This window comes from Rhodococcus sp. 15-2388-1-1a, from assembly GCF_002259145.1.
GTDB lineage: Bacteria > Actinomycetota > Actinomycetes > Mycobacteriales > Mycobacteriaceae > Rhodococcoides.
In genome coordinates, this window is record NZ_NPFP01000018.1 from 175,007 (window position 1) to 196,816 (window position 21,810).

General features: G+C 64.2%; 17 protein-coding genes. 9 read left to right on the forward strand and 8 right to left on the reverse strand.

All coding sequences use genetic code 11. From position 1 onward, the window contains the following. Window positions 1-456: 456 nt before the first annotated feature. Window positions 457-1,989, reverse strand: a complete 1,533-nt coding sequence (gene dnaA / locus CH302_RS12455) for a chromosomal replication initiator protein DnaA (protein ID WP_037195714.1) — start codon at window positions 1,987-1,989, stop codon at window positions 457-459. Between the two features lie 619 nt (window positions 1,990-2,608). Here dnaA and rpmH point away from each other — a divergent pair. The 9 genes from rpmH (at window position 2,609) to CH302_RS12500 (ending at window position 10,865) form a co-directional block, all read left to right on the forward strand. Beyond that, complete coding sequence (rpmH, locus tag CH302_RS12460; RefSeq protein ID WP_026347786.1) at window positions 2,609-2,752, forward strand: 50S ribosomal protein L34; 144 nt, start codon at window positions 2,609-2,611, stop codon at window positions 2,750-2,752. 30 nt (window positions 2,753-2,782) lie between these two features. After that, complete coding sequence (rnpA, locus tag CH302_RS12465) at window positions 2,783-3,163, forward strand: ribonuclease P protein component (RefSeq protein WP_037195303.1); 381 nt, start codon at window positions 2,783-2,785, stop codon at window positions 3,161-3,163. Then, complete coding sequence (gene yidD / locus CH302_RS12470; RefSeq protein ID WP_037195300.1) at window positions 3,160-3,489, forward strand: membrane protein insertion efficiency factor YidD; 330 nt, start codon at window positions 3,160-3,162, stop codon at window positions 3,487-3,489. The genes rnpA and yidD overlap by 4 nt, the downstream gene beginning before the upstream one ends. A gap of 4 nt (window positions 3,490-3,493) precedes the next feature. Then, window positions 3,494-4,585, forward strand: coding sequence for a membrane protein insertase YidC (yidC, locus tag CH302_RS12475; protein ID WP_037195298.1), 1,092 nt, complete (start codon window positions 3,494-3,496; stop codon window positions 4,583-4,585). A gap of 25 nt (window positions 4,586-4,610) precedes the next feature. Next, window positions 4,611-5,288 carry a Jag family protein gene (locus tag CH302_RS12480; RefSeq protein WP_037195296.1) on the forward strand — a complete coding sequence of 226 codons (678 nt, stop codon included), beginning with the start codon at window positions 4,611-4,613 and terminating at the stop codon, window positions 5,286-5,288. 1,811 nt (window positions 5,289-7,099) lie between these two features. Further along, the gene (gene rsmG, locus CH302_RS12485) at window positions 7,100-7,777 is read left to right on the forward strand and encodes a 16S rRNA (guanine(527)-N(7))-methyltransferase RsmG (protein ID WP_037195712.1); all 678 of its coding nucleotides are present in this window, start codon (window positions 7,100-7,102) and stop codon (window positions 7,775-7,777) included. 81 nt (window positions 7,778-7,858) lie between these two features. Beyond that, window positions 7,859-8,869, forward strand: coding sequence for a ParA family protein (locus CH302_RS12490; protein ID WP_037195294.1), 1,011 nt, complete (start codon window positions 7,859-7,861; stop codon window positions 8,867-8,869). Window positions 8,870-8,873: 4 nt separating this feature from the next. Beyond that, window positions 8,874-9,950 (forward strand): ParB/RepB/Spo0J family partition protein, encoded by a 1,077-nt coding sequence (locus CH302_RS12495; RefSeq protein WP_037195292.1) that lies wholly within the window; start codon window positions 8,874-8,876, stop codon window positions 9,948-9,950. A 234-nt stretch (window positions 9,951-10,184) separates the two neighbouring features. Further along, entirely contained in the window at window positions 10,185-10,865 is a 681-nt protein-coding gene (locus CH302_RS12500) for a hypothetical protein (protein ID WP_037195290.1), read from the forward strand. Window positions 10,866-10,899: 34 nt separating this feature from the next. Here CH302_RS12500 and CH302_RS12505 read toward each other — a convergent pair whose 3' ends face one another. The 7 genes from CH302_RS12505 to CH302_RS12535 form a co-directional block, all read right to left on the reverse strand. Continuing rightward, entirely contained in the window at window positions 10,900-12,093 is a 1,194-nt protein-coding gene (locus CH302_RS12505; protein ID WP_037195287.1) for an N-acetylmuramoyl-L-alanine amidase, read from the reverse strand. Between the two features lie 135 nt (window positions 12,094-12,228). After that, window positions 12,229-12,561: a thioredoxin gene (gene trxA, locus CH302_RS12510; protein ID WP_008711582.1), complete on the reverse strand. Its 333-nt coding sequence runs from the start codon at window positions 12,559-12,561 to the stop codon at window positions 12,229-12,231. A gap of 35 nt (window positions 12,562-12,596) precedes the next feature. Next, window positions 12,597-13,586 carry a thioredoxin-disulfide reductase gene (gene trxB / locus CH302_RS12515; RefSeq protein ID WP_037195710.1) on the reverse strand — a complete coding sequence of 330 codons (990 nt, stop codon included), beginning with the start codon at window positions 13,584-13,586 and terminating at the stop codon, window positions 12,597-12,599. Between the two features lie 126 nt (window positions 13,587-13,712). Next, window positions 13,713-14,456 (reverse strand): hypothetical protein, encoded by a 744-nt coding sequence (locus CH302_RS12520; RefSeq protein ID WP_037195708.1) that lies wholly within the window; start codon window positions 14,454-14,456, stop codon window positions 13,713-13,715. 59 nt (window positions 14,457-14,515) lie between these two features. Next, the gene (gene sigM / locus CH302_RS12525; RefSeq protein WP_037195284.1) at window positions 14,516-15,097 is read right to left on the reverse strand and encodes an RNA polymerase sigma factor SigM; all 582 of its coding nucleotides are present in this window, start codon (window positions 15,095-15,097) and stop codon (window positions 14,516-14,518) included. Window positions 15,098-15,196: 99 nt separating this feature from the next. Next, a complete protein-coding gene (locus tag CH302_RS12530; protein ID WP_037195283.1) occupies window positions 15,197-19,408 on the reverse strand; it encodes a lipid II flippase MurJ in 4,212 nt (1,403 codons plus the stop codon). Next, window positions 19,405-21,810, reverse strand: a complete 2,406-nt coding sequence (locus CH302_RS12535; RefSeq protein ID WP_094649960.1) for a glycoprotein — start codon at window positions 21,808-21,810, stop codon at window positions 19,405-19,407. The genes CH302_RS12530 and CH302_RS12535 overlap by 4 nt, the downstream gene beginning before the upstream one ends.

Genomic DNA, 21,810 nt, shown 5'->3' on the forward strand with positions numbered 1-21,810 from the left:
CCGAACCGAAGACGGAAGCGCGAGGGTCACGCCGAACGTGGGATTCGGGTGATCTCGGGGGGCCTGTGAACGGATCGTTCCCCAACACCTGTTTTCAAAGAAGTTCTTTCAAGGAGAAAACAGAAGTATTAATAGGTCCTGTGGAATCTGTGCACGGACCATTCGATCCGCTGGTGGCCGAGCGTGGTGTCGTGGGGATGAACTCGGGACCAATACGTGGTTGACGACCGGCTGCCTGTGGACGAATCACATCGGTGCACAGGCACCCACACTCCATCCCCAGAACTTCGATGTTGTCCACATGGTTATCCACAGGTGTGAATCAATGGTCGGCGCCTCCAGAAATCGAGGAATCTGCGTCGAGAATCGCTCCGGCGAACGACGGGAAAACAGCGACGGCACCGAACCCGCGATGGGATTCGGTGCCGTCGTCCGGGATCGTTCGTTGCCGGTTGCCTACCGCTTCGAGCGCTGCTTGATCCGCGCGGTCAGCTCCTGAACCTGGTCGTACACCTTGCGACGCTCGGTCATCTCCTTGCGAATCTTCTTGTCCGCGTACATCACCGTCGTGTGGTCCCGGCCGAACGTCTGGCCGATCTTGGGCAACGACAGATCGGTGAGCTCCCGGCAGAGATACATCGCGATCTGCCTGGCCATGGCCAGTGCTCTGGCCTTACCCGGCCCACACAGGTCCTCGATGGAGGTGTTGAAGTACTCCGCGGTCACGGCCATGATCGTGGCCGCATTGATCTCCAGACTCGACGAATCGGGGATGAGATCGCGGAGAACCACCTCGGCCAGAGTGAGGTCGAGTGCTTGTCCGTTCAGCGATGCGAACGCCGTCACTCGGATGAGGGCGCCTTCGAGCTCACGAATATTGCGCTCGATTCGGCTGGCGATGAGCTCGAGCACGTCGTGCGGCACGTCGAGCCGGTCCATCCGAGCCTTCTTGCTCAGAATGGCGATCCGCGTCTCGAGCTCGGGCGGCTGCACATCGGTGATCAGGCCCCACTCGAAGCGGGTACGAAGCCGCTCCTCGAGCGTGGCCAACTGCTTCGGTGGGCGGTCGGACGAGACGACGATCTGTTTGTTCGCGTTGTGCAGGGTGTTGAAGGTGTGGAAGAACTCCTCCTGGATGCCTTCCTTGCCCTCGATGAACTGGATGTCGTCGACGAGCAGTACGTCGGTCTCCCGGTAGCGGCGCTTGAACGCCACCTTGCGGTCGTCACGAAGACTGTTGATGAAGTCGTTGGTGAATTCCTCGGTCGAGACGTACTTCACGCGCATGCCCGGGAACAGGCGCTGCGCATAGTGCCCGGCCGCGTGCAGGAGGTGAGTCTTGCCGAGACCCGACGCCCCCCACACGAACAGCGGGTTGTAGGCGCGAGCAGGTGCTTCGGCAATCGCCACCGCGGCTGCGTGAGCGAATCGATTGGAGGCGCCGATGACGAAGGTGTCGAAGGTGTACTTCGAGTTGAGGCTGTTGGCACCCGAAGACGGAGGCGTCGACTCGGGAGGTTTCGTGAAATACGTCGGCCACGAGTTCTGGACGCTTGCGAGAGCCTCGCGTTCGTCGTCGACCTCTTCGTAGTCGGCCGTCTCGGAGTCCGACGGCTCGTCGTCTCTGCTGGTCAGGACGCGGCGCCGATAGGTCGGAGAACTGGGGGCATCGGGGTACGGCGATCGCTCGGAGTCGATCTTCTCGTCCTCGGGAGCGGAGATACGCACTCCGAGTCCCTCGACACCCTGTCCCAGGTGACGCCCGAGGGCGCCGAGAATGGGTTCGCGAAGATCTCGTTCGATCGCTTCCTGCGCAAAAGTCGACGGAACTGCGAGCAGTGCGAAGCCCTGCGTCAATGTCAGCGGTTTGACCAGCGCGAGCCAGGCCTTCTGGCCTTTGGTCAGCGGCGACCCACTGTGTCGGTCGGATGTGAGCTCCGCGACCACCTCGGGCCAGATGCGCGCGAGCGCATCCGGATCGTCGTTCACGTTGGGCCCTCCGTCGTCGAGCATTGGTCTCGGGCGGTGTTCGACGCGTGAATTCGCGCGTCGTTTCGTACCCGCGCGGCAACGTCGTCGGATAGCGTCGTCGTTCGTGCGTCGCTGCGGCCGAGACCAGGGTCCGTGGGTGGACCCCGCAAGGTACGAATATGCCACCTGAACTGTGTTTCCACACAATTATCCACAGGTGTGGATAAACGACACCGATGTGACCCCAGAACGCGTTCGGGCTCGTGGTATGGCAATTGCGCCAGTCTGACCTGCACCGATGCAGACTGTCTGTAGTGCGATCGAACGAATTGTGTCGCAGCGTGCGGTCGTCCGGCGGCGATTTCGACGCACATCACACCATCGGTGGCCGGAAACCGGCACTGCCTGTGTATGAACGACGGCGCTCGTGGCTCGAGAGCGAGTTTGACCGGCGGTGACTCGATCAGTACTCTCGAACAGTCACCCAATAGCGAGGTGGCCGATGCTTGCTGGCTGCTCACAGTCTGTCTTCACTCGGATTTCTCGCTCGGGAGGCAAGCAAGTTCATCCGGACTCGCTGAGAACCTTTCCAGCAGGCGCCGACAGATCGGCGTTTCAATCTCGAGGAGTGTTGACCGTGGCCAAGGGCAAGCGGACGTTCCAGCCGAACAATCGCCGCCGCGCGCGCGTTCATGGCTTCCGTCTTCGTATGCGTACCCGTGCGGGTCGTGCGATCGTTTCCGCACGTCGCGGCAAGGGCCGTAAAGAACTCACAGCCTGATATCTGTTCGTCCGAAGCTTGGAGCTCGGGATGCTTCCTGAGCCGAATCGACTACACCGAGCACGTGATTTCTCCGTAGCGGTGCGTCGAGGACGCCGAATGGGTAGATCGGATCTTGTGGTTCACGCCGTAGTGCGTGACGAACAGGACATCGCATCGACCGTTCGCGGGCCACGTTTCGGATTGATCGTCAGCAAGGCAGTCGGGCCGGCCGTAACTCGTCATCGAGTTGCGCGCCGGCTTCGGCATATCTGTACCGACGTCATCGGTGAGCTCCCCGAGACCACCGACGTGGTGATCCGTGCACTGCCCGGAGCTGCGAGGGCGTCCTCGGCAGATCTACTGGTTCAACTGCGTTCAGGATTGAAGAAGCTCGGTCTTCTCGAAGCTCCGAAGGGTCCGCCGTCATGACATTCATGGGCAACCTTCGTTCCATTCCTGCTCGAACACTCGTCTATTTCATCGGGTTGTACCGGACCTACGTGTCCCCGATGAGACCTCCCACCTGTCGCTTCTCCCCCACCTGCAGCGAATACGCCATCGAGGCGCTCCAGGTACACGGGATGACGAAGGGCTCGTTGCTGGCAGTCGTCCGCCTCCTCAAATGTGCTCCCTGGCACTCTGGAGGTTGGGACCCGGTACCCGAACCCGGTAGGTGGCGCGCGATCGTCACCGAACCGACCGAAACCGAAGAACACCACGATCTCGCGCGAGTGGAAGAACAGAGGAGTACATAGAGCCGTGCTCGACTTCATTTACTACCCGGTTGCCTGGATTCTCTGGGTGTGGCACAAGGTGTTCGGCTTTGTGTTCCAGGATCCCAGCAATGGGTTCGCCTGGGCACTGTCCGTCGTCTTCCTGGTCTTCACCCTCCGCCTGATTCTGTACAAGCCCTTCGTCAAGCAGGTCCGCACCACGCGGCAGATGCAGGAGCTACAGCCGCAGATCAAGGCTCTGCAGAAGAAGTACGGCAAAGACAAGCAGAAGATGGCCGTGGAGATGCAGAAGCTCCAGAAGGAACACGGCTTCAATCCGCTGATGGGTTGCCTGCCCGTGCTGGCGCAGGCACCGGTGTTCATCGGCCTGTTCCACGTGCTGCGCTCGTTCAACCGCACCGGTACCGGCTTCGGCCAGCTCGGGTTGACCCCCGAGGAGAACCGCGAGCTGTCCAACTACGCGTTCAACGTGGCCGACGTGCAGTCCTTCCTGGACGCCCGTCTGTTCGGCGCTCCGATCTCGGCGTGGATCACCATGCCGCAGGATCAGCTCAACGCATTCGCCGTGGGCCCCGACGCCACCATTCCGTCCACGTGGGTCATCGCCGCTGTGTCGATCCCGCTGATGATCATCGCGGCGATCATGACGCACATGAACTCCCGTGCTTCGGTTGCACGCCAGAGCGCAGCCGCTGCTGCGAACCCGCAGTCCGCGATCATGAACAAGCTCGCGCTCTACGTCTTCCCGCTCGGCGTTCTGGTGTTCGGCGCCCTGCTTCCCGTCGCGATCCTGCTGTACTGGGTCAGCAACAACACCTGGACGTACGTGCAGCAGCATCTGGTGTTCGGAAAGATCGACAAGGAAGAAGCATCCAAGGCCGCAGTTGCGATGGAGAAGCGTTCCGAGAACGCGCCGAAGCCGGGTGTGAAGCCGGTGTCCACCACCAAGCCGAAGCCCGGTGCTCGCCCCAAGCTCTCGAAGATGACGCCGACGAGCGATTCGTCGACGGCCGAGACCGGCGAGGGCATTGCCGATTCGACCACCGGTGCTGCATCACCGGCGAAACCGAGACCGCAGGCGAACCGGAACAAGTCGACCAAGCGCAAGCGGCGCTGACCGACACGTCGAGAGAAGGACGAACATGGCAGCGGACGTAGAAGAAGCTCAGAACGACGAAGTACAGAACACAGTCGGTGCGGTATCCGGGGATGGAGCAAGTGACGTGGCGGTCGAGGCCGATCAGGTGAGTGCAGTCGACGTGGAGTCGAACGAGACTCCTGTGGTCGAGAAGTCCGAGGATTCGAGTGTCGTCGAGGACAAGTCCGACGATGCGTCGGACGAGGACGATGAGGACGACGAGGACTACCTGGTCGAAGAAGGCGAGATCGCCGGCGATTACCTCGAGCAGTTGCTCGACGTCCTGGACTTCGACGGCGATATCGATCTCGACGTGGAGGGTGACCGCGCCATCGTCAGCATCGACGGTGGCGACGATCTCGCCAAGCTCGTCGGCCGCAAGGGTGAAGTTCTCGATGCACTGCAGGAGCTGACTCGTCTCGCTGTTCAGCAGTCGACGGGTGAGCGCAGCAAGCTGATGCTCGACGTCGCCGGCTGGCGTGCGAATCGGCGGACCGAACTCGGCAACCTCGGTGCCGAAGCAGCGCGTCGTGTACTCGAATCCGGAGAGCGCGAAGAGCTGACCCCCATGACCCCGTTCGAGCGAAAGATCGTGCACGACGCGGTCGCCAAGATCGACGGCGTCGCGAGCGAAAGCACCGGCGTCGAGCCGGCTCGACGAGTAGTCGTCGTCAAGGCGTAACAGAGCGTTCCAGTCGATGGCCCCCACTTCGGTGGGGGCCATCGTCGTATCCGGATGTTCTGGATCCGTCGGCGGAATCTCATCGATGTAATTTGCTCGACGGCTGCCAATGGGTCGCGCGGTTGGGATCGATTTTCTTGCCGATTTCTCGAGATCAGGCATGCACTGCGCTTTCGTCACTGTGACGGCAAAGGCGACGGTGATTCTTTTGCTCCGTTGCGTGTCGGTCGGGTTTGTTTCACGTGAAACACGCCGCATGCGAGGCGCGAACATTGGTGGCCAAAACTTCGATGGAATTTAGCTCGCGGAGGCTGCCGTTCGACCGACCGCCCGGATAGATGCACGGGCGTCGGTTTCAGTCAGTTGCGAATCCGGGCAACCGATCGAGCTGGTCCGGATCTCGGGCGGTTTCACGTGAAACAGTACGACGACGATCAGAGTCGATCGACTTCCGGTCAGCACAGTACACCCGGTCACAATCGATCCGGTGTTAGGCCGAATCGATTCGATCCAGATCGGCCTTTGTCGGGTTCAGCGATCGAGTCCACTGAGCGGGTCTCTGCCGGTGGCCCTCCCCATGAGGTCGTGACCATCCCTCAGTGGCGCGACGTGTGATAGTTGTGAGGGGCTGGAGTCGCACTCCACGAGATGTCGACGATCCATCGGTACTGGATCCATCCAAGGCAATCGGATTGCAGGGATGGCACCGCTAGTCGGAGGTTCGAGCTGTGACCATCCTCGGCAGGCCATCCAGGCGCGTGGGGCCGAAGTTGTCACGAGCGGTGCCGATCGAGGAGCTCGATGTTCTCGATTCGGAGAGACGGGCCGGAGAGACGGGTCGGAGTGCGTTCGGGACTGCGGGACATCGACAGGACGCGCGTGTGGGTCGTCGAGTCCGTGGGCGATGTGGATGACCGGTAGATGCAGATGCTTTGTGGATGCGTCTGGAGTTCGGATGCAGCGAGTAGGTGCTCGAGTCGATCATGATGCGATCGGGAACATCTACGTCTCGGGGCCGCTCCCCCCACTGTGGCCGTGACTGGAACCGCGGGTGCTGGGAACTGTGCTCGTCGTGGACGAGATTCGTTCGTGTCCCCATCGTCCGCGGGTCCACTCCGCCGGACAACGCCGGCTCGAGCTGGTGCCCAGTTTCACGTGAAACATTGTCATGGTTGATCGGTTGTGTCACGGACGCGTCTACAGACATGGACGCGATCGATGTCGGGTGTACATCAACGCGTGGGGTCATGGATGGGCGGCCGACATTGATGTGGCCGACACTTCGCCCAGTGGATCCGTCGACTGTCGTGCGGGCGTGTGCCAACCGATCGGCCGAGCCCGTTGTGTGTAGCGCCGGCAATCCGATCCAGTTGGGACGAAACAGCTCGCCGAGTCACGGGCGCGACGATGTCGACATCGATGCGTCGGGAAGTCGTCGACCGCGATGTCGTCGACGACGCTCGGGAGAACGTGTCGAGAGGTTCGGCCGATGGTCCGTCCGGCAGCAGTTTCACGTGAAACATGGCGTGCCGACTCGAGCGGCCTGTGAGGGCTAAGAAATGGCCCGGCGGCATGGGTCACACCATTCCGGTTCGGGTCGGCAGATTGGCCGCAAGACCGAGGACGGGACAGCTCCATCCGTTGGCCCGACTCGGCCGAACATCGGCATGCGCTTCGTTCGTGAATGGATGAGCGGCTCCGTCCGAGTGTCGCCCGTCAGGTGCCCGCTCTGCGGCCGATTGTGAAGTGGAGAGCGTATTCGACCGAGTTACAGCAATGTCGTTTGGCGTTCCGTGCCCGGGCACGGGAAGATGTTTCACGTGGAACAAGAAGGATCGGATAGCAACCAGTTGATGGCCGTGGCGGAGCAGATCTTCGGTGATCGGCTCGAGTTGGCACAGAGGTATCACGACTCGTTGGCGACGGCCGGTGTCGAACGAGGCCTCATCGGACCGCGTGAAGTTCCACGGCTGTGGGAGCGACACATCCTCAACTGTGCGGCGATCGGTGAGCTGATCGATGAAGGCGAGACCGTTGTGGATATCGGCAGTGGCGCGGGCTTGCCCGGAATCCCGCTGGCGATCGCGCGACCCGATCTGCGCGTGACCCTCGTCGAGCCCCTTCTTCGCCGAACCGTGTATCTCGCCGAGTTCATCGAAGAACACGATCTGAACATCTTGGTCGTGCGTGGTCGCGCGGAACAGCCCGGCGTCAAGAAGGAAGCCGGCGGTGCCGACGTGGTCACGTCGAGAGCGGTGGCGCCGTTGGAGAAGCTGGCGAAGTGGTCACTCCCCCTGGTTCATGAGCACGGGCGCATGCTGGCTCTGAAGGGTTCGAGCGCCGCAGAAGAGATCGAACGCGACCGGACTTCCCTCACTCGAATGGGTGCTGGCAAGCTGGAGGTAGTGGAGTGTGGAGTGGGTCTGTTGCCCACTCCCACCATCGTCGTCAGAGCGGTGCGTGAGCCGCGGAGACTGAGTCGTCACTGATTTCGATCGTGGGCTCGTACGTCCCACGCTCGATCTGATCGATCGTATTGAACACAGTCAGTTCCGCACTAAGGAGCACATATGTCGGGTGGGTCCGATCCCGCTGTTTCACGTGAAACAGCGTCCAAGAAGAACGCGTCGAGCAACTCGGGGAACAAGTCGGGGGTGGCGGCCAACTCCGGGTTCGAGTACACCAACGCGATCTCACCGAACGACACTCCCATCGGCGCCGCGGCACATCGAGCCAGCCAAGTTCTGCATCCTGGATCGGTGTCGCTGCCGAAACCTGCGAAGCGACGCATGCTGACGATTGCCAATCAGAAGGGCGGCGTCGGGAAGACGACGACCGCCGTGAACCTGGCTGCCGCACTCGCACTCCAGGGCCTGACAGTTCTGGTGGTCGACCTGGACCCTCAGGGCAACGCCAGCACCGCGTTGGGCGTCGAGCATCACTCCGGTGTGCCGTCCAGCTACGAGGTCCTCATCGGTGAGGTGAGCGCCAAGGACGCAGTGCAGAAGAGTCCCCACAGCGACAGGTTGTTCTGCATCCCGGCAACCATCGACCTCGCCGGCGCAGAGATCGAATTGGTGTCCATGGTCGCCCGTGAAGGGCGCCTCAAGACGGCGCTGTCGGTGGAGGAGCTCGCCGGCATCGACGCCGACTTCATCCTGATCGACTGCCCCCCGTCGCTCGGTCTGCTGACGGTCAACGCGCTCGTCGCTGCGACCGAGGTGCTCATCCCCATTCAATGCGAGTACTACGCGCTCGAAGGTGTGGGCCAGCTCCTTCGCAATATCGAGCTGGTGCAGTCGCATCTGAATCCCGAACTCCACGTCTCCACCGTGATCCTGACGATGTACGACGGGCGCACCAAGTTGGCAGACCAGGTCGCGGAAGAGGTTCGCAAGCACTTCGGCGACGCCGTCCTGCGCGCCGTCATACCTCGCAGCGTGAAGGTATCCGAGGCTCCCGGGTACGGCATGACGGTGTTGGATTACGACCCGGGTTCACGAGGTGCGATGAGCTACCTGGACGCCGGACGAGAGCTCGCTGCCCGATCGGCCGGCATCGACGAAGCACGAAAGAAGTAACCAGATGAGCTCAACGCGCAAAGGTGGTCTGGGCCGCGGCCTGGCCTCACTGATCCCCACCGGACCTGACGCCGGCCCACGTCTGGGCAACGCTGCAGCAGACGTGATAATCGGGGCCGATCGCAACGCGAAGGACCGTCCGGACACGTCCACCAAGCCGAAACGAACCGCACCGGCCGACGAGCCCACCGAGACCGCGACGGCACCCACACCGACACCGCCGGTGCTGAGTGGAGACGACCTCTCCCCCGTCGGCGCCGTCTACCGCGAGATCGCACCGGATCGAATCGAAGCCAATCCGAAGCAGCCGAGGCACGTCTTCGACGACGACTCGTTGGCCGAATTGGTTCACTCGATCCGCGAATTCGGGCTCATGCAGCCCATCGTGGTTCGCCTCGTATCGGGTTCCGCTGCCGCCGGAGACGCGAAATATCAGCTCGTCATGGGCGAGCGTCGGTGGCGAGCAAGCCAAGAAGCCGGCCTCGAGTCGATCCCCGCGATCGTTCGGGAAACCGCAGACGACGCCATGTTGCGCGATGCCTTGCTCGAGAACATCCATCGGGTGCAGCTCAATCCGCTCGAAGAAGCGGCCGCGTATCAACAGCTGCTCGAAGAATTCGACGTCACGCACGAGGAATTGGCCGCGAAAATCGGTCGGTCACGTCCGGTCGTCACCAACATGATTCGTCTGTTGAAGCTGCCGATTCCCGTGCAACGACGAGTCGCTGCCGGAGTTCTGTCGGCCGGCCACGCCCGCGCCTTGCTGTCGCTGGACGCTGGGTCGGATGCGCAGGAGTCGTTGGCGGCGCGAATCGTCGCCGAAGGTCTGTCCGTTCGCGCGACCGAAGAGGCCGTCACCCTTGCCAATCGGGAGGACGGAAAGAGCCCGGAACCGGCACCCCGGCGCAAGCCGATTCAGATGCCGGGCCTCCAGGACGTCGCCGATCGCCTCTCGGATTCGTTCGATACACGGGTGACGGTCAGTCTCGGCAAGCGAAAAGGGAAGATCGTGGTCGAATTCGGTTCGGTCGACGACCTTCAGAGGATCGTCGAGATGATGGAAGCGCAGAAGAAAAAGTAGCGGCGATTTTTCAGGACCAGTCATACGCGGTCGAAACGTCACTGTGACGTAGCTCGGTCGGAGGCGGTCCCGAAATCTCGAAATCTGCTCGAAAAATACTGTGATACAACACATTTGAATGATCGGCTCCACCCGACGGGTTAAACGAATCAATCGCCTATCCTGATCGAGGAGCTGATCGGCTCCGATCGAGAATTCTCGCGGTGAACGAGAGCACGAAGGCTGAGGTAAGCGGTGTCGGCGATGGTGACCGGAGTGACGCTCGGTTCGTTCGAGCACTTGCCGACGCATTCGCGGCGATGCAGCTTCTGGGTCCTCGACCCCGCGTCGGAGAGTTCCTCGGTCGACCTCGAATTCGAGAACGAAGTATGGCTGTCGACCATCATGCTCGAGTGGGGATCGTGCGGGCAGTTGCTGTCCGTCGACGGCAGGACGATCGGATGCGCCCTCTACTGTCCACCCCGCGCAGTTCCGCGGGCGACGACGTTCCCGACATCGCCGGTCAGTCACGATGCAGTTCTACTGACCCAACTCCGGATCGATTCGCCGGACGACGCGGACCTGCATTCGGCCACGCTGATTCAGGCGGTCGTGGGCGATCTCGTCAATCGTGGAGTTCGCGCTCTGGAGGCGTTCGGTATTCGGCGCAACGCCGACGATGCTGCGCCGGCGGTTCCGAACGCCACGGCGCAGCTGACGTGTTCGGCGTCGACGTGCATGATCGAAGCGGACTTCCTCGAGAAGGTCGGGTTCGAGGTCATTGCTCCCCACCACAGATTTCCGAGACTGAGGCTCGAGCTCGATCGCGATCACGGGTGGAAGCAGGATGTCGAGTCTGCACTCGAGCAGCTACTGATCGCGGCCAGCATCTCCGTCGTCGATATCGAGCAGAAGTCGACGGTCGGGGCGCGCTGACCGTTCACCGACCGACGCGTTCGCGCGCGGTAGGTCAGGGGCGATCGGAGGCAGCGAGCTCTTCGGCGAGCAACTCGGCGAAGGTGAACGTTCCGGTCGGCTGATCGTCCTGACCGAGTAGGTACAGGCGCTTCACGGCGATCAGAATCGCTTCGGCGATGATGTCGCGGAACCGCGGGTCGCTGAGAACTTCGACGTCGGATTCGTTGGTGAGGTAGCCGAGATCGATCTGGATGGTCGGCATGTTGGTCAGGCGCAACAGATCCCACGTGCGGCCGTGGCTGCGGCAGTCGAGAAGCGGTGTGCGGGCGACGATTTCACGCTGCACGTAGCTGGTCAGTACTTGACCGATCATCGAGGTGGATCCGTGCGAGTTACCGAAGTGGAAGCTCGCGACGCCGTTGGCCACGGGGCTGGTGCTCGATGCGCAGCGCAACGAGATCATCAGATCGGCACCCCAGGCGTTGGCCGTCTCGGCGCGGTCGGCGACCGAAGGATTGGTCCCGCGCGCACGGGAGAGGAAGGTCTCCATTCCGGTCGCGGCCATGCGGCCTTCGAGTCGACTCGCCAGATCCCAGAGAATCTCCGATTCGGAGACGCGGCCGAAGGCTCCGTCGACGATGCGTCCGGTGTCGGCTCCACCGAGATCGGGATCGATCACGATGCGCTTGCCGGTCAACTGCGGTCCGGACTTGCGAACGAGTTCTTCCTCGCTCATGGCGTGAGGGGATCCACCGGTGACGCGAGTTCCGAGAAGGTCGAGAGAGCGCAGGGTCGCCGGTCCACAGATGCCGTCCGGGGAGAGTCCGATCTCGCGCTGGAACGAAGACAGGCCCTCGTGTGTGCGGGGGCCGAAGAAGCCGTCGACGCGTTCGTTGTAGAAGCCGAGATCCTGCAGCCTCGTTTGCAACGAGGCGACATCGTCGCCGTACAGCGGTGCGGACAGCTGGTAGATGAGGGTTCGAGCGCCGAGATGGTACGACGCTTCTTTCAGCGCGCGATACGTGGCCGGGCCGACCACACCGTCGACCAGCAGACCGCGATGCTGCTGGAATGCGCGTACTGCTCCACCGAGGGCACCGTCGAAGACGGAACCGGGAGCTGTCCAGTGGCCGTCGTCCATCGGGCCGGGGGGAACGACTGCTTCGTGAAGAAATCCGAGAGCCGACAGAGTGCCGCGGACCTCGGCGACGGCGGGTCCGGAATCGCCGTGACTGAGTTCCTGCATCCTCGACAAAGCCTCTCGATCGTTCCGACGGCACTCACACTTGCAGCTGATGTGCCGATGCCGAAGCATCGGCACATCCGATGATTGTCGCAGAAAGACTGGCTTCCGCTGCAATCCACACTGTGTGTGGGTGAGTCAGATAACGCCTTCGAGGTCCTTGAGCAGCGCGGCCTTGCCCTTTGCGCCGACAATTTGCTTGACCGGCTTGCCACCCTGGAAGAGGATCAGCGTGGGAATCGACATGACCTTGAAGTCGCGAGCAGCCTGCGGGTTGGCGTCGATGTCGAGCTTGGCGATGGTGAGCTTGTCCTTGTGCTCGGCCGCGATTTCCTCAAGAACCGGGGCGACCATCTTGCACGGGCCGCACCAGGTGGCCCAGAAGTCGACCAGGACGGGCTTCTCACTGGTCAGAACATCGTCGACGAACGACGCGTCGGTGATGGTGACTGTGCTCTTGTCGTCGGACATTGTGTATCTCCTCGATGTTGGAAGTTCGGTGCCTGTCAGGCGTTGACTGCGTCGACCGGCTGGTCGGCGTGTTCGAGCGTGTTGCTGGTGATGTCGCCCTGCTCGGCCAACCAGCGCTCGGCGTCGATCGACGCGGTGCAGCCCGTACCCGCAGCCGTGATGGCCTGCTGGTACACGTGATCGACGAGGTCTCCGGCAGCGAACACGCCTTCGACGGACGTGGCCGAAGTGGGCGACGCGACCGTGACGTAGCCGGCGTCGTCGAGCTCGACCTGGCCTTTGACCAGCTCGTTGCGGGGATCGTGGCCGATCGCCACGAACATTCCGGTCACGTCGAGAGTGGTCTTCTCGCCGGTTTCCGCGTGCTCGAGCGAAAGCCCGGTGACGCTGGTGTCGCCGAGGACCTCGAGCACCTTGGTATCGGTGAGGAAGCGAATCTTGTCGTTGTTCTTGGCGCGTTCGAGCATGATGCGCGACGCACGGAACTCGCTGCGGCGGTGCACGATCGTGACACTGCGGGCGAAGCGAGTGAGGAAGGTCGCTTCCTCCATGGCCGAGTCGCCACCACCGATGACGGCGATGTCCTGATCGCGGAAGAAGAAGCCGTCACAGGTGGCGCAGGCGCTGACGCCGCGTCCGAGCAACTTCTCCTCACCGGGGATGGATAGGTAGCGAGCTGCTGCGCCCATCGCGAGGATGATCGCGCGGGCACGGTAGGTCTCGCCGCCGGCGGAGACCGTCTTGATCGGGCCCGTCAGGTCGAGCTCCTCGACGTCCTCGGTTCGGATGTCGGCACCGAATCGTTTCGCCTGCTCGCGCATCTGTTCCATCAGATCCGGGCCCATGATGCCCTCGCGGAACCCGGGAAAATTCTCGACCTCGGTGGTGGTCATCAACGCACCGCCGAACTGCGTTCCCTCGAACAGGATCGGTTCCAGTTCCGCCCGTGCGGCGTAGACACCGGCGGTGTAACCGGCCGGTCCCGAGCCGACGATGATGAGATCGTGAACCTTGGGGGTACTCAATGCAGACCTTCCGATCATGTGCGGGGTATACGTGCGGTCGACAACCGAGTGCTCAGCGCACACGCCGGTCGACGTACATCTGGTCAACACCACCCTAGAGGCAGTTGTTCCCCGGTGAGAGATCTGTCAGCCGATATCCCGACGCGTCAGCACGTCCGGGTTGGCGGTGCCACAGTCGTTACCCACCGCAAGGGCGATGAACTGTGCGGGCTGCGCTCCGGCGAGGACCAGCAGGGTTCCGTCTCGCCCGTCGACGCGCACTCGACTCGATCCGAGAACGGTGGTGGCCGGATCCACATCGTTGGATTGCAGACAGGCAGCGAGGTCGGCCGGATCGGCCAGTACCCCGGGATCACGCTTGCCGATGATGCTGAACGCGAAACCGGAGTCGAGGTCGGCAGAATCGAGAACCAGCGACGAATCCGGAGCCTGCGACGGGTCGGCAGTGATCGATTCGGGTTCGTCCGGTGTGAACAGGACCGCCGCGGCAGCAATCGATCCGGTCGCCAGAAGTATTGCGGCAGCGGCGGTTCCGAGAACGACACGGCGTCTGCGCGGACGCAGCGGAACGACGACGCCCACCGGGGACGCCGATTGCTCGACCGCCGATTGCTCGACCGTGTGGAGGGTGCGATCGATCTGCCGAGCGACGTCGGGCGGAATCGGCATCGTCCCGGTGGGATCCTCGCCCACCTCGTGCAGTCGAGCCGAGACGGCGTCGAGACCGGCGAGTATCTGCATCGAATCCTCGTCGAGTCGAACCAGTGGCCACAGTTGCCTACTGACGTCCTCGGGAAGTGCATCCGCATGCAGATCGGCGAGTAGCTCCGGCGAGAACGGGGCTTGTAGAGCGTCGGTGCTCGACGGCACGTTCCTGCCTCCCTTCGCCTGGTCTGCTTTCCCTCTCACACGGTATAGACGCGAGGGGGTCAGATTCGGTTCCCCGCATCTTTCAAGTACGCGAGCTGCGTCGAGAGTTTGAGTCGACCGCGGGCGCATCGACTCTTGACGGTACCGGTGGGAACGCCGAGCAATGCGGCAGCGTCGGCCACCGAGTAGCCCTCCATGTCCACGATGACGACGGCTGCACGTTGGTCGGGCGGCAACGTCATCAGAGCCTGCCGAACGAGAATGCTCGTCTCCGTCTCGGAGATCCGATCCCTGGGCGACACCGGCTCGTGACTTTCGTTCTCGCTCAACGGAACCGACGGGCGAGCCTTGTTTCTACGGATACGGTCGAGGCAGGCATTGACGACGATCTTGTGCAGCCAACTCCGCACTGCGGCGTCGGCGCGAAACGACCCGGCCGTGCGATGGGCGGAGAGCAATGCCTCCTGCAGAGCATCGGAGGCGTCCTCGGGCGTGTAGCTCGTCCGGCGGGCCGTCAGCCACAGATGTTCGTGGTGTCGGTAGATCAGTGTGGCGAAGGCATTCGGCTCCCCGGCCGCATGGGCAGCAAGAAGCTCCGCATCCGTGCGCTCCCCTGGCGCCGAATCGAAACGTTCGGTCATACGAAAACGGCTCCCCCCGTGTTAACGCATTGGGGGGAGCCTAGGCCATCGAGACCGCGAAGTACGAAACGAACCCGTTTTGGTTACCGAATGCCCGATCTAGGAGTCGAAACCGATCCCGGAGATCGAGGTGGCGATGCGACCGCCCTGTTCACCGAGACTCGTGATCCAGACGAGCACGTTCCCGGTCGGCTCCGTGTCGCTGAGGGCGATGTCGGTTCGGCCGTTCTGCAGCGTGGCTTCACCGAGCAGCGTGGTGTCGCTCAGGCTGGGTGAGTCGTTCGGGGCCGACCGGATCTCCACGACGGTTCCTGGAGACGTCGATTCGATCCACGCGTTCTGCAGCGTCGAGGACGGGATGGACACGAGCAGGCCGACACCGTTCTTGAGGGCCGGGAACTGCTGGAAGTACGAGTCGGTCGTCCACGCGGTGTTGGGGTCGTTGTCGATCACGTTGGAGGCGGTACTCGGGTTGTCCGCGGAACCCTGGGGTGAGAACACGCTGACGCCGTTCATCGCCACCGGTCCACCGGCCTCGGCCGGAGGAGCAGTCGCATCGCCTGCCGGTGGTGCGGTGGCCGGAGTGGTGAGACCGAAGTCCTGGGTGTCGAGCGGAGTGTCGGTGTCGTTGCCGGCAATCGAAGTGAACAGCCAGAAGCCGGCGAACGCGAGAACGACGACAGTTAGTGCGCCGAGTACCGCGATGGCGATGTTGGTGCGCATCGACTTGGCCTTCTCGGCGGCGATCTCCTCGGGATCCGCGAGCGAGTGCCCACTGGCACCGGGCGCTCGCTGGCCCAGTCGCAGCGCCGGCATCAGATCCGTCTTGTCGTTGACGACCGCTGCTTGATCGAGGACGTGCTGCACGGTGGCAGCGGTGCGGATTCCGCTGTTCTGTTCCAGTGCCCGCACTGCGACGGCGGAGATCTCGAACGGAACATCCGGACGGACCTGTCGCGGCTCGAGCGGGGCACCCTTGTCGTCGCGGTCGGCCGGGCGCATGCCACCGACGCTGCGGGCCTGAGCGGCATCACCGGATACGACGGCACCGCCGGTGGTGTCGGACAGCGGCCACCTGGCGGTGATCAGCGCGTAGAGCATTGCGCCGAGTCCGCGGACATCCGAACTCGGGTCGGCGTCGGCCAGTGTCGCGGGGAAGGCGAGGACGGCATTGCCGCTGGAGCTGATGCGCACGCGATCGGGGTGATCGATCGACAGGGCCCCGCCGCTGCGGTGTGCGGCCTCGGCCGCTGCGGCCAGGACCTTGATCGCGCGCGCAGCACCGGTGGGTGCAGGCACCGTATCGGCCATTTCGCGCAGCGACCGGCCGGGCGTCCACTCGGCGACGACGATGCCACCGGAGCTGCCACGCACCACGTCGAGCACGCGGGCGAGGCCGGGCGAATTGATCCGACCCAGACGGAGCGTGCGCGAGAGAATTGCCTGCGGTCCCTGGGTGCGGTCGTCGGTCGAGGCGGTGGATTGCTGATCGGCGTCGACGAACGTCAGTGCGACCTCGCGATCGAGCTTGACGTCGTGGGCCTGCCAGAACTTGAGTCCACGTGCGCCGCCGTGCGGTGCCAGCAGTCGGTACCGTCCTCCGGCCACGGAGGCACCGGGAATGAGTGTCGGGCCGCGGAGCGTGCGCTCGGGAGCGCTCGCCGGGGCCATTGCAGCTGCGGCCTCGTCCGTGGTGGTCGAGTCGGCAGTGCCGGGTGTGGCCGGGGTTGCTGCGGTCTTCTCGGAATCCGCATCGGCCGCGGACTTCGACTGCTCCGGCTTCGACTGCTGCGTCGACTTCTTCTCGCCGGGGGTCTCGACCGGGAGATCGGCTTTGGAGATGGAGATGGTCTTGTCGGTCGGACGCGCCGCGAGAGCAGCCTTGGAGATGGAAATCGTCTGATCCACCGGCTTCGGAGCAGGCTTGTCGGCGGCGGGCTTGTCGGCAGCGGATTCGACGGGAGTTGCCTCGGCGGCGGTCTTCTCGACGTCCTGCTCGGGAGCCGCGGCCGCGCTCGGTGCCGTCGACTCGGCTGCAGTCTTCGAGTCAGCGGCAGTCTTCGCCGGTGTCTCGGCGGGCTTCGGAGTCTTGGCGGAAGAAGCAGACTCGGCCTTCACGGGCTCGGTGCGGTCCTGGGTGTCGACCTCGACGCCGCCGCTCGTTCGGTCGGCTTCGCTTGCTGGAGATTGTGCCGGCCCCCCAGCAACATCGTCGTCGGTCACAGTAACTCCTTCAGGCGAATATGCCCCGTGTTGATCTACGAACGGTCGACCCTCATGAGCGTCTGCCCCCGGGTGCCGATGACCAGGGTACGGGAGCCGATCCCGCGCAGTGTCCCATGTGGGCTCGGATCGAATAACCGGAATGACGCCGGTTTCTGCAGCAGCGAGATCTGCGTCCCGCGCTTCGGAACCGCCGCGGAATCTGCGGACGAGGCGGCTCAGGGCCACAGTGACCGCCAGAACTTCGGGAATCTTGCCGAACCAGAGGATCGAGAACGTGATGCCGAGCATGATGACGGCGTCGATCGCCACGCGGGCGAAGTTGCCGACCCAGCCGTTCATCATGGCGTCGAGCCCGAGGATCCGGTCGATCGCGAGCATGGCCGCGCCGCCGGCCAGTGAGGCGATGAGAACCAGCCAGACCGTCTTGCCGACGTTGGCCATCCGCAGGCTGCCCAGGCTCTTGTGGAGCAGGTATCCGCCGATGATCGCGCCGACGGTGTAGCCCAGGCCGGTCGCTGCACCGAGGAGCAGCACCACCTGCTCGGGCGAGGACGCGACGATCGGGGCGAGCAACGACAGGCCGATCTTGACGGCGGTGATGCCGAGGATGATCCACGTCGGTGTCCAGGCCTTCTCACGGGCGTAGAAGACCCGCAGGTGAATCAGCACCAGGGCGTACGGGATGAGGGAGAACGCCGACCAGCTGACGGCCTCGCCGAGTCTGGGTGCGACCTCGGCGAACCGGCCGAAGCCGTACAGCGCCTCGCCCACCGAAGGCCCCGCGAAGGTCAGGAACACCACGATCGGCACCAGCGCGACCATCGTCAGGCGGGTCGCGACCGAGAGATCGTCGACGACGGACGGAGTGTCACCGTTGGCGGCGTTGCGGCTGAGTCTGGGCATGATGGCCGTCAGTACCGTCACGCCGAGGATGCCGTAGGGCAGCTGCAGCACGATCCAGGCCTGCGAGTAGATCACGTTGCTCGCATCGTCGGTGCCCGACGCGATCCTGGTGGCCACGATCAGCCCGATCTGGCTGATGACGACGTAGAGCACGATCGCGGCGGCCATCGCACCGAACTTCTTGAGTCGCTCGTCGAATCCCCACAGCGGGCGCAGGTCGATGCGTTCGCGGCGCAGGGCCGGGATCAGAGCGAGAACCTGGGTGATGACACCGGCGGTCACACCGAGGCCCAGAACGAGGAGTTTGGGGTTGCCCATCTCGACCGGGTTCACGCTGATCTCGCCCGGCATGACGAAGTACAGAGCGAACACCGCGAGCACGATCAGGTTGTTGTACACCGGTGCCCAAGCTCCGGGCTTGAAGTTCTGCCGGGTGTTGAGCACGGCCGTGAGCAGGCCGGACAGTCCGTAGAACATCAGCGCGGGCAGTACCAGATAGGTGAACGCGATGGTCAGGTCCTCGTTGACCTTCGGATCGCCGTCGAGCATCAGCCGCGCCAACAGCGGGGCTGCGATGGTGGCCGCGAGCGCCACGGTTCCGAGCAGCGCCACCGCGATGGTGAAGAGGCGCCGAACGAATGCCCGTCCGCCGTCGGCGTCCTCCTGCTCGGCTCGGACCAACACCGGAACGACGATGGCTCCGAGCACCGCGCCGAGGACCAGCTCGGAGATCATGTTCGGCAGGATCGTCGAGACGGTGAACGCACTGGCCAGCGCTGGGCCGAGCGTGGCCGTCATGGCGACCTGCTTGGCAAATCCGGTGATGCGGCTGACCAGGGTCGCTACCGCGATCGAACCGGACGCGGCCAGCAGTGACTTCTGCGGCCTCGGTTCGGGCTGTGGCGCCGGGTCGGACCCGCCCGGCGGAATCTTGGTCGGCGGAACCGTTCCGGACGGTGCCTGCGGGTAGTCCTCGTCCCGGAATCGCGGGATCATCTGGGTGACGGTGTCGTCGGCGGCCGGTTGCCCGTCGAGCGGCGGCGGCGCCGGGTACGAGCGCAGCTCCGGCCGCGACTGCCGCTCCCATGGCGCGGATCGCGGTGGCGTCGTGCGCCGGAACACCTGCGATGCGGGCATGCGTGACCGCGGCAGGTCGCCGTCGTACGGGACGTTGCCTGTCATGGTCTCTCGTACCCTTCGTCGGCCGGGTCGGGTTGACCTCTGAAACGGTGCCAGAGGCGTCGACCTGCAAGTAACAGTAGGAGAGCACCGGCGCAGGCGGTAATTATCGCCAGTGCCTGGCCGTATGCGTTCGATCGAACGGACACCGTCGAGACCTCGCCGAGCCGGGAGCCGTCGAGCGTCGTGACGGAGAAGTCGACCGACAGATTGCGGGTGTCGTCCACCTCGGCCGGGACGGTGATGGTCCGTGATCCACGGGCCGGAAGTTGGGTGATGCCGACGTCACTGATCGTCATCTCCTGCGGCGCATCGACCCGGAGCAGCACGTTGACCGGGACGGGAAGGTCGTTGCGGGCGACGAGCAGCAGCGGGCTCTGCTCCGAGGCGAGGGTGTAGACCCCGCCCGGGGCCAGCACGGTCACCGATCCGTAGATGGTGTCCAGTCCGATGCGGATGGCGGCGAGTCGGTCGCTCGCCATGGTGCCGGTTTCGTCACTGGCGGCGCCCGCGCGACCCGCCGTCGACAGTGCGCGGAGCATGTCCTCGCGCAGCGGGGCGGTGTACAGCCGTGGGGTCAGCTCGGACTGAGGATCGTCGACGAGCGATTGCATCAGGGTGTCGACCCGGGCGCTCTGCGATCGCACCAGGCCGATGGTGTCGGCATCGAGTTCGGTGGACGCGTCGATGCTGGTCACCGGTGGTCCGGACGTGGGTTCGGCGAGCAACTCGGCCAGTGGGCGCGGCGTCGCCAGACCGGAACGCAGCAGCGAGGACACCGTCGACAGAATCGCCGACGGTTCGTCTCCGCCCGCGGTCCAGTACTGCGGGGGCGCGACGGTGACGGTGCGGCCGGGCCGATCGGCGCCGACGAGTGCATGGAAGTTGATGGCTCCGAGCGCATCCTGCAGGCGTGCGGTGCGGGAGTCGGTGGCGAGATCGAAGCGCTGCTCGGTGGGGGTCAGGGCGGGCGTGGACGGGGTGTCTCCGACGCCGGCCAGCGCCGAAGCAGTAGCGGCGTCGTAGTGGGTTGCGGCCAGTGTCTCGGTCTGCTGATCCCCCGACGGCTGGGTCTCGGACGAGACCAGCAGCGAGGTGGGGGCCGAGGTCGGCGGGTCGAGGCTGTTGTCGGCGACCAGCACGGTGTCGGTGCCGGCCGACCGCAGAGCATCGGCGGTGCCCGGGTCGACCCCACCGGTGGTGCTCCAGGTGAAGCCTCGCGTCGAGGTGATGCCGAGGATGCCGTCGACGATGTCGGCCGGGGTGCTGACGGCACTGCTGAGCAACGTGGGATCGCCGATGTCGGCCACCGCTCCCAGATCGGTCTGAGCGAACGGCATCGCCGTCACGCAGCTGCTCGACGCGACCGCTTCGAGTCGGGACAGCCACTGGGCCGCGGCTGCACTTCCGGTGCCCTCGCGGGTCGTGCTGGCGGGATCGGCCGGGTTGTCGACGACGAGGTATCCGCGGGTCATGTTCGAGACGGTGACGAGCAGATCGGGGTCGAGGCCGATACACAGGCTCGACGCCAGTCTGCCGTCGGGATCGAGGCCGGGTTGCGTCGCGAATTCGACGGCTTTGAGCAGGGTGTCGAGCCGTCCGCCACCGGCAAGTTCGCTGGCGAGTTCGTCGTCGATCAGCCGAACGCGCTCGTCCACGGAACCGGGGATTCCGGCAGCGAGACGAGGAATGTCGGCCAGTGGCCACAGGACCGTCATCGCGACGGGGTTGCTGGTGTTCGGGGGCAGCGGCATCGCGCCGGGAGCGGTGGGGTCCATCTCACCGGGATTGCGGGGCAGTCCGACGACCGGGAGCAGGAAGCGGGCGTCGTCGAGTCGTGCGGTTCCGCCGTATTCGGGGGTGCCGTTGACGTTGAGCAGTAGCGGGTAGACGCCGGGGGCCTCGATTCCCAGCGAGGGTTCGGTGGTGCTGCGCAGCTGCATCGACATGTCGAACTGGCGGCTCTCGTCCTTCTCCAACGAGTCGGCGACCGTGACGAAATCGCCGACCCGCTCGAATCGGTCCTGGTCGAGAGTCAACGAGGTCCGCAGTCCGGCGGTGGTGTCGACGGCGGCAGCGGCCTGCATCCGGACACTGACGTCGTCGACGCGGCGGTCCCCGGTGTTTCTCACCGTGGCGCGCACGGTGACGAACGGGTCGCTGCTGGTGGTGACGGTGGAGGGGGCGACGGTCTCGATGCTCAGCGTCAGGAAGGGGTTGCCGTCCTGCGTCATCGGAGTGTCCGGAACTGCGCTGGTGGTGCCGCTCGCGTCGCCGACGGAGGAGTCGGGTTGGGCTGCGGCGCCGGGAAGCTGCGCGGGGATCAGTGCTGCGGTGCCGACCGACGGTGCCACCGCAAGAACGAACGTGGTCAATGCGGCGGCAGCGACCTTCCGGGCCCGCAC

What these genes read in the sequence shown, in the direction of transcription:
- rnpA (WP_037195303.1), top strand. Translation starts at nt 2,783, where the DNA reads ATGCTTCCTGAGCCGAATCGACTACACCGAGCACGTGATTTCTCCGTA.
- yidD (WP_037195300.1), top strand. Translation starts at nt 3,160, where the DNA reads ATGACATTCATGGGCAACCTTCGTTCCATTCCTGCTCGAACACTCGTC.
- CH302_RS12480 (WP_037195296.1), top strand. Translation starts at nt 4,611, where the DNA reads ATGGCAGCGGACGTAGAAGAAGCTCAGAACGACGAAGTACAGAACACA.
- rsmG (WP_037195712.1), top strand. Translation starts at nt 7,100, where the DNA reads ATGTTTCACGTGGAACAAGAAGGATCGGATAGCAACCAGTTGATGGCC.
- CH302_RS12490 (WP_037195294.1), top strand. Translation starts at nt 7,859, where the DNA reads ATGTCGGGTGGGTCCGATCCCGCTGTTTCACGTGAAACAGCGTCCAAG.
- CH302_RS12495 (WP_037195292.1), top strand. Translation starts at nt 8,874, where the DNA reads ATGAGCTCAACGCGCAAAGGTGGTCTGGGCCGCGGCCTGGCCTCACTG.
- CH302_RS12505 (WP_037195287.1), bottom strand. Translation starts at nt 12,093, where the DNA reads ATGCAGGAACTCAGTCACGGCGATTCCGGACCCGCCGTCGCCGAGGTC.
- trxA (WP_008711582.1), bottom strand. Translation starts at nt 12,561, where the DNA reads ATGTCCGACGACAAGAGCACAGTCACCATCACCGACGCGTCGTTCGTC.
- sigM (WP_037195284.1), bottom strand. Translation starts at nt 15,097, where the DNA reads ATGACCGAACGTTTCGATTCGGCGCCAGGGGAGCGCACGGATGCGGAG.
- CH302_RS12530 (WP_037195283.1), bottom strand. Translation starts at nt 19,408, where the DNA reads ATGACAGGCAACGTCCCGTACGACGGCGACCTGCCGCGGTCACGCATG.